The organism is Microbacterium sp. LjRoot205 (genome assembly GCF_056175745.1).
This window is the reverse complement of sequence record NZ_JBGFFH010000020.1, coordinates 1-6790: the sequence shown is the minus strand read 5'-3', so window position 1 is coordinate 6790 and position 6790 is coordinate 1. Positions and strand designations below refer to the sequence as shown.

Annotated in this window: 9 protein-coding genes and 2 pseudogenes; 3 read left to right on the top strand and 8 right to left on the bottom strand. The window is 62.8% G+C overall.

Annotated features, from left to right (window positions below; translation table 11 throughout):
* Both AC04ME_RS19145 and AC04ME_RS19140 read right to left on the bottom strand, forming a co-directional pair.
* A partial coding sequence (locus tag AC04ME_RS19145; RefSeq protein ID WP_475436599.1) for a VIT1/CCC1 transporter family protein occupies positions 1-513 on the bottom strand: 513 nt, incomplete at its 3' end.
* A pseudogene (locus AC04ME_RS19140) lies at positions 510-808 on the bottom strand (DUF1003 domain-containing protein). The gene AC04ME_RS19145 and the pseudogene AC04ME_RS19140, both read right to left, overlap by 4 nt.
* A 379-nt stretch (positions 809-1187) precedes the next feature.
* Here AC04ME_RS19140 and AC04ME_RS19135 point away from each other — a divergent pair.
* The gene (locus AC04ME_RS19135; RefSeq protein WP_259976691.1) at positions 1188-1517 is read left to right on the top strand and encodes a DUF7882 family protein; all 330 of its coding nucleotides are present in this window, start codon (positions 1188-1190) and stop codon (positions 1515-1517) included.
* On the opposite strand, the gene AC04ME_RS19130 is transcribed toward AC04ME_RS19135, so the two are convergent.
* The 6 genes and pseudogenes from AC04ME_RS19130 to AC04ME_RS19105 all read right to left on the bottom strand — a co-directional run bounded on the left by AC04ME_RS19130 (position 1514) and on the right by AC04ME_RS19105 (position 4497).
* Positions 1514-1789, bottom strand: a complete 276-nt coding sequence (locus AC04ME_RS19130; RefSeq protein ID WP_259976690.1) for a hypothetical protein — start codon at positions 1787-1789, stop codon at positions 1514-1516. The genes AC04ME_RS19135 and AC04ME_RS19130 overlap by 4 nt on opposite strands.
* A gap of 52 nt (positions 1790-1841) precedes the next feature.
* Entirely contained in the window at positions 1842-2168 is a 327-nt protein-coding gene (locus AC04ME_RS19125) for a DUF7882 family protein (protein ID WP_259976689.1), read from the bottom strand.
* Between the two features lie 563 nt (positions 2169-2731).
* Positions 2732-2869: a hypothetical protein gene (locus AC04ME_RS19120; RefSeq protein ID WP_475436597.1), complete on the bottom strand. Its 138-nt coding sequence runs from the start codon at positions 2867-2869 to the stop codon at positions 2732-2734.
* 26 nt (positions 2870-2895) lie between these two features.
* Positions 2896-3245 (bottom strand): annotated as a pseudogene (locus tag AC04ME_RS19115) (transposase); the annotation flags it as partial.
* Between the two features lie 342 nt (positions 3246-3587).
* Positions 3588-3902 carry a DUF7882 family protein gene (locus AC04ME_RS19110; protein ID WP_475436595.1) on the bottom strand — a complete coding sequence of 105 codons (315 nt, stop codon included), beginning with the start codon at positions 3900-3902 and terminating at the stop codon, positions 3588-3590.
* Positions 3903-3963: 61 nt separating this feature from the next.
* On the bottom strand, positions 3964-4497 hold the full coding sequence (locus AC04ME_RS19105) for a DUF488 domain-containing protein (protein WP_475436593.1): 534 nt from the start codon (positions 4495-4497) through the stop codon (positions 3964-3966).
* A gap of 433 nt (positions 4498-4930) precedes the next feature.
* On the opposite strand from AC04ME_RS19105, the gene AC04ME_RS19100 reads away from it, so the two are divergent.
* Both AC04ME_RS19100 and AC04ME_RS19095 read left to right on the top strand, forming a co-directional pair.
* The gene (locus tag AC04ME_RS19100) at positions 4931-6124 is read left to right on the top strand and encodes an alcohol dehydrogenase catalytic domain-containing protein (protein WP_475436591.1); all 1194 of its coding nucleotides are present in this window, start codon (positions 4931-4933) and stop codon (positions 6122-6124) included.
* 85 nt (positions 6125-6209) lie between these two features.
* Positions 6210-6790 (top strand): cupin domain-containing protein (locus AC04ME_RS19095; protein WP_475436589.1); only part of this gene is annotated, 581 nt, incomplete at its 3' end.

Below are 6790 nucleotides of genomic sequence, written 5' to 3'. Positions count from 1 at the left end.
CGCCAAGAGCGGAAGCAGCGCTCCGAGTGCGAAGGCAAGTGCGGAGGCCCCCGCCGCCGCCCACGGACTGACCACCTGATTCTCCGTGATGCCTAGTTCCGCTTCGAGGTGCGCGGTCAGCGGGTCGTGCGCGGTGAGCTCCTCCGCAACGAGGCGTGCGGTCGCCGGGCTAAGACCTTTCGCCTGATAGATGCCCACCAGCTCCTCGAGCTCGGTCGCAGGATCATCGGCCAGCTCGCCTCGTTCCTTCTCGATCAGAGCCCGCTGGCTGTCTCGCTGGCTGCTCACCGACACGTACTCCCCGAGCGCCATCGAGATCGCCCCACCGACGAGGCCGGCGACACCCGCCGCAAGCAGCGTCGCCGAATCGGTCGTCGCCCCCGCGACACCGACGACGAGCGACGCGACCGACACGATGCCGTCGTTCGCACCGAGCACCCCGGCCCTGAGCCAGTTGAGCCGCCCAGCGAGGTCGCCGCGGTGGGGCTCACCCGGATGCGTCGCCGACATCATCGTCCCGCTCCCTCTCCCGGCGCGGCGATGGAAGGCACATCCCGACGAAGCTCCCGCAGGAGGTCGAGCTGCATCCGATTGATTCCCATCAGCTCCTCGATCTCCCGCTTCGCTGCGAGGTTCGTCTCGTAGTCGTGCTCGGCGAGGGCCGCCGCGATGGCGTCCTGGCGTTTCGCCGCGATCAGCAGGATCGCCCCCTGCAGACCGGCGAGCATGCTGAGGAACAGGTTAGCAGGATGTACGGGTAGGGATCCCATGTGACGGCCGTGACGTTGACTGCGGCCCACACGATCATGAACACGACGAACCCGCCGATGAAGAACCATGACCCCATGCCGTTGCGGAGCCGGTCAGCCGCACGCTCCCCACGAGTGAGCTGCTCTGCGTGCGCGGAATGCCAATTCGTGAGCGGTCGGGTCATCGGGCAAGAGTACGCCCACCACGAACGCACCCTCAGCTCGACCGCTAGCAGGTCCGGCCGCGGCAGCAGCCGAAGGCCCCTGCCAGAACGGGGTTCCGGCTCCCAATAGCGGCGACCGCCCGGGCAACCAAGTGACACCCGCGCCAGAAACGATCGATTTCGGCAGGTGTTCGCGACGCGCGCCGAAAAGGTCGCCACCCGCAGGCAGTCTTGTACACGTTCGCGCCGCGCTGACGTAGGTAGGGTGGTCTTCATGGCGAGTCTTGTGTACGGCGACAGCGCGAATCCGATCCATATCGAGGATCGTGCTCTCGCGCACTTGAAAATCGTCATCGCGACGAAGTTGCGACGCAACGAGAGCTTCACGCTGTCTTGGACACATCCGGAGGGTGATCCGGCAGGGCGTTCGACAATCTGGATTCACCCGTCGATTCCCCTGCGGTTCATCTTTGACGAGGCTGAGCCGCCGCAGATCAGTTTGAAGTGGATCGAACAGCTGATGCATACCGCGAGTTCGTTTGGCGGGATCGTACTCGTCGATGAGATGTTGGACTCGCCGGAGCTGGATTCTGTAGGCGACTAGAGAAGATCCCAATTCCCTGACTGGCTCAGCGACATCACCGTATCTTCAGAATTCAGTGTCACCTCTTCTTCGGTGATGATCACGCGGCTGCGTGGAGTGATGAGTGAGCGGACGATTCGGTGCCCTGCGGCCTCAAAGCGCACGACGGTTCCCGTGCCCGCAGCGGCAGACTCGAGTTCTTCGCAGAGCTGGTCGGCGTCCTGTGTCGGAGCGAGGACGAAGCTGGCACCGTCGATAGTGATGAGGGTGTGGATCACGGTGCGTTCCTGCATGCGCCTACGGTACGAGGCGTGCCCGTGGGAACGAAGGGGGTTGCGCCTACGGTTAGGCTGGTGCAGGTTCAAGACGAGACCCCTCGGCTGGCTCGGGGGTGAGGTAGAGCCCGGTGGGCGCGTTAGCGGCGAGGGCGAGAGCATCGATCCATGCTCGATTGATTGCCGGCTGTCGGCTACCGAAATACTTGAACACCAGCGAACTACCTGCGTGTATCCAGACCGTCGTACGCCCGCCGCCGAGACTGACGTCCTCTTTCCACGTGAACGAGAACGGCTCACCGCGGCGAAGTTTCGCGGTGATGACCAACTGAAGATGAGTGAGAGCGCGGTCTTCGATTTCGGCCTTCGGCCCGCCCTCATAGATGAGCTTTCCCATGACATGCACTCCTCGGTCTTCGCATCACGGACACCATGCCAAAAGGCGCACCCGGACGTAAGCGCTGTGTCGTGAGGTCTCCAGTCTCGCATCGATCAGCGGGGCGAACACCTGCCTCTGACCCATTGCTTTATCCACGGCGTGCGAAGAGTTGTCAGAACGACGAATGAGAAGATGACGCATCGGACAGGGCGATGAATCCTCCGTGGTGGACAGCCTTCTGCGCAGGATCGATGAAGCGACAACGATCAGGAACGTGGCCGCAGCCACAATCGCGGTCCTCAGTCGAGCTGCTGCAGAGTGGATCACCGCAGCCGGTCCCGCGCCGGGTTCACAGGTGGGTACTGATCCTGGGCGGCGGATATACGAGAACTACCCGGAGATACCTACGTCGACCGTTGCCGCCCTCCCTGGCCTCCCTGAGAACGAGGTTCACCGCCTGCTCTCGCGCAGTCGTGAGGAGCGGTGAGCGTCGAACGCGGCACGGGGAAGGTCGGGGCAAAAAGTATCCGGTGCCCGAAGGGAAAGTAGGGGCACCGGATACGTCGTGAAACTTGAGGGTGTTACTTGTCGGTCAGAGAGTCCTTGACGTTCTGACCGGCCTTCTTCGCGGCAGCCTTGGCCTGGTCGGCGTGACCGTCGGCGGTGGTGGACTTGTCGTTGGTTGCTTTGCCGGATTCGATCGCGAATGATCGCGCCAATTCCTGCATCCGCTGCTTGGACAGCGGTCCTTGTGTTCGTCGATGAAGTCGACTATCGCTTGTGTGGCCGGTCGAGTTCGGCCGCGAAGAAAGCCGAAGCCGCCTTCAAGATCTCGTTCGCCCGCCGCAACTCGGCGTTCTCCCGCTTGAGGCGCTTGATCTCCACTGTCGCGTCAGTCGTCACACCGGGCCGGTCGCCCGCGTCGACCTGCTCCCGGCGGATCCAGGTGCGGATCGTTTCCGGCGACCCGATCMCGAGCATCTGCGCGACCGCAGTCATCGCGGCATACTCGCTCGGATAATCGGATCGCACCTCGGCGACCATACGGACAGCGCGCTCACGAAGCTCGCGCGGATACTTACTGGGACGTCCSATAAGACAGATCCTTCCAAGGAATCCTGTCTCCGGACACACCGGGGCGAGTCACTGCGGTAAGTTGCCTGTAGCAAACGCCGCGCCGCTGCAGTTAAGCCGCCATGCCCACCTTTTGGGGGACATGGATGGTAACGTTTGGTTAGTAGCTGGGGCTACTTGCGGAGCGTCTGGGGCGCTACGCCACACGCAACGAGGCGATGTCACGTTTCTGTGACGAGCCCTCTCGGAGCCTCGGTTCTGGGGAACTCATCGTTTCGAGAGGGCTGCTCCCTCGRCTMGAGAGTYTTYRACKCGCAATACKCAAGGCKGGMCCRCGTAGTGTCGTTCCCACTCGAGTGGGGGTCATCCTGTGGGTGTTTCCAGGACTYCCTCGAGGAACGTGATGCCTCCGGAGCTGTTGGCTGACTCCATCAGCGCGTGGATCCATTGCAGGTTGAGTTGCGGGGGTTCGAGCTCATCGAAGGTGAATTGCAGTGGGATCGACGGGTGTAACCAGATGGTGCTGCGCCCTTCAGGGTCCCCTTCTGGATGGCGCCAGGACAGGGTGAAGGACTCGTTGCGGCGGAGCTTGGTGGCGACGATCACTTTGAGGTGWRCGAGGGCACGTTCCTCGATGTGGATCGGCGCTTCSGAMCCGCCGTAGTGCAGTGTGCCCATGGTGGACGACATCCATTCTCGGAATGRCAACTCGGTCACATCGGCGAGAGGCTCGCTATGCCTACGGTTGCCCTTCCAGGTTAGTGGGCGGGTACCAGACCCGCTGCCCGTCCACCGACGCGAACGACGTGAGTGTGTGGGGTTTGGTGGAKGTGGCGCTCATGATGTCCTTCACAGAAATGTGGCGAACGAGCAGCGCATCCGCGATGAGAGACCGGTGGCAGCGCCACGGGACCGCTTCCGCGCACATGATCGCCACAGTCTTCTCTTTTGCTCGATCGATCAGGCGTTCTATTCCRCGCGCGAAGGGCTCGGTTTGCATGTAGTCGGCGTAGCTGCGGAAGCTTTTGTTGCGCCAGGCGCCGTTGATGCTCTCCACATTCACKGGGGTGTGGCGGAGACCGCCGAGTTCTTCCATCCGCGCGTACTGCAGGCCTGCGTCCGTCAAGCTCTGTTCGAGCGCCTGCGCGCCGAATTGCGGGTTATGTCGGGAGCCGGGAACCGTCCGCACATCGATGAGTTGTTGCACGCCGTTGTTTTCGAGCAGCGYTATGAACTCCTCGATCGGGTGTGTGGAGTGACCGATGGTGAACACTGTCGAGGGTTGCATCCTGCTCCTGAACGGTTGCGAGCGGTCGGTTGCGACCGGGGAACTCCTCGCACCCAAGGGGTCCCCCGGTCAGCCGATCAGCGGCTCGCTCCCTTGCGYGGCTTGAGGAAGACGTCGGGTTCGCGCTTTTCGCGCTTGGCCGCTCGCTTTTCCTTGATCGAAATCTGCGACCTCCCCGACGAGGATCCCGAACCTGCGCGTCGGCGGCGGGTGAAGAATCAGACGAAGTCATGACCAGATCGTACTGACCGGCGCAGCTGATCCACCCGCCTTCGAGCGGCCGGCGCGAACCTGGCGCAAAACGCCCGAGTCATGACGCAAAACGCCGGACCGAGCTGAGGATACTGTGCCAGTGTGAGGTGCAGCCCGCTGCGCYCACGTCAGGAGCAGAAGCGGGCCAATCAGCGAGGAGAAGGACATGCCAGAAACCAACCGGGCAATCGTTTTCGACAGCCCCACCAAGCTCACCCTGGAAAGCCTGGACTTCCCGAAGCTCCAGATGCCGRACGGGACGAAGGCACCTCACGGCGTCATCGTGCGCATCGTCGCCACGAACATCTGCGGCAGCGACCTGCACATCTACCGTGGTTCGTTCCCTGTCCCGCAGGGAATGGTCATGGGGCACGAGATGACCGGTCAGGTCGTCGAGGTCGGATCCGACGTGCAGTTCATCCAGCCCGGCGACCTCGTCTCCGTGCCGTTCAACGTCGCATGCGGCCGCTGCCGGAACTGTAAGAACGGGCGCACCGACGTCTGCCAGACCGTCAACCCGCAGGTGCACTGCGGGGCGTACGGCTTCAACCTCGGCGACTTCCAGGGCGGCCAGGCCGAATACCTCTTCGTCCCCTACGCCGACTTCAACCTGCTCAAGTTCCCCGACAACGACGCAGCGATGGAGAAGATCCGCGACCTCGCGCTCCTCTCGGACGTCCTCCCCACCGCGTTCCACGGCCTCATGGAAGCCGGCGTGAAGGTCGGCTCGACGGTCTACATCGCCGGCGCCGGACCCGTCGGACGTGCAGCAGCAGCAGCAGCACGCCTCATCGGCGCCGCCGCCATCATCGTGGGCGACTACGACAAGGAACGACTCGACCTCGTCAAGCGCAACGGCTGCGAGACCATCGACCTCAGCCAGGACATCCCCCTCGCCGACCARATCGAAGCCATCCTCGGCGYCCCCGAGGTCGACTGCGCCGTCGACTACGTCGGCTCCGAAGCCCACGGCATCGGACACGAAGCCCACGAACTGCAGCCGCAGGCCGCAATCAACCAGGTCCTTGCCGCAACCCGCGCCGGCGGCGCAACGGGCGTCATCGGCATCTACGGGCCCGACCCGCTCGCCGACACCAAGGAAGGRCAGGAAGGAACGTTCCCGCTCGACTTCGGCAAGGTCTGGATCAAGTCCCCACGGGTCTCCGCCGGACAGGCACCCATCATGAGCTACAACAGGGACCTCATGATGTCCATCCTCTGGGACCGCATGCCGTACCTCAGCGACATGATGAACACGAAGGTGATCAGCCTCGACGACGCCGTCGGCGCCTACGAGACCTTCGACCAGGGTTCAGCGAACAAGTACATCATCGACCCTCACGGGCTGATCTCGGCGTAAAGCAAACCGAGCGCGGCGACCGGACCAGTCCGGCCGCCGCGCTCTGCTGAGGTGAACCGCAACGATCGAGTAGAGGAGGACCAGCGTGGACAACCAGGAACGTGCACCGCGTCACCCCGTGCGATCCTGGTCAACAAAGGACGCCCCGACCGRTGCGGTGGTCGACTACTGGCGCCAAGCACGTGAACGCGCATATGTAAAAGTGCAAACCGACCCGCTTGCGCCCAACTTCTACGGCAGCATTCGCCTTCAGACCTTTGAAGATTTCTCGATCTCGTACAAGATAGCTGGCGCGGAGACGGCACGACGCTCCCGAACACAGCTCGCCACCGGAACCGAAACGGACCAYTATTTCTACTTCCTGTTCCAGACTCGCGGGTCGATCGCAGTAGAGCAGGGCGGGCGAGTAGCAACGGCTCTCCCTGGTTCCGTAGTCATCTACGACAGTGCCGAGCCGTTCGTCTTGCGCGCAGAGAAGCCATATGAGCAGGTAGTCCTCGAAGTCCGAGCTGCACAGCTCATGGAGTCGAGAGCGTTATCAAACCCTTCGGACTACACGGCTCATCAATTTCAGCTGACCGGTCCGGAAACCGCCGGGTCGGCCTTCATAACCTCCTTCGGCCGCACCCTCTCCGAAACACCCAATGTGCACTTATTCACTTATTC

Coding starts and splice junctions, on each gene's coding strand:
- AC04ME_RS19135 (WP_259976691.1), top strand. CDS start 1,188: ATGGCGAGTCTTGTGTACGGCGACAGCGCGAATCCGATCCATATCGAG.
- AC04ME_RS19130 (WP_259976690.1), bottom strand. CDS start 1,789: ATGCAGGAACGCACCGTGATCCACACCCTCATCACTATCGACGGTGCC.
- AC04ME_RS19125 (WP_259976689.1), bottom strand. CDS start 2,168: ATGGGAAAGCTCATCTATGAGGGCGGGCCGAAGGCCGAAATCGAAGAC.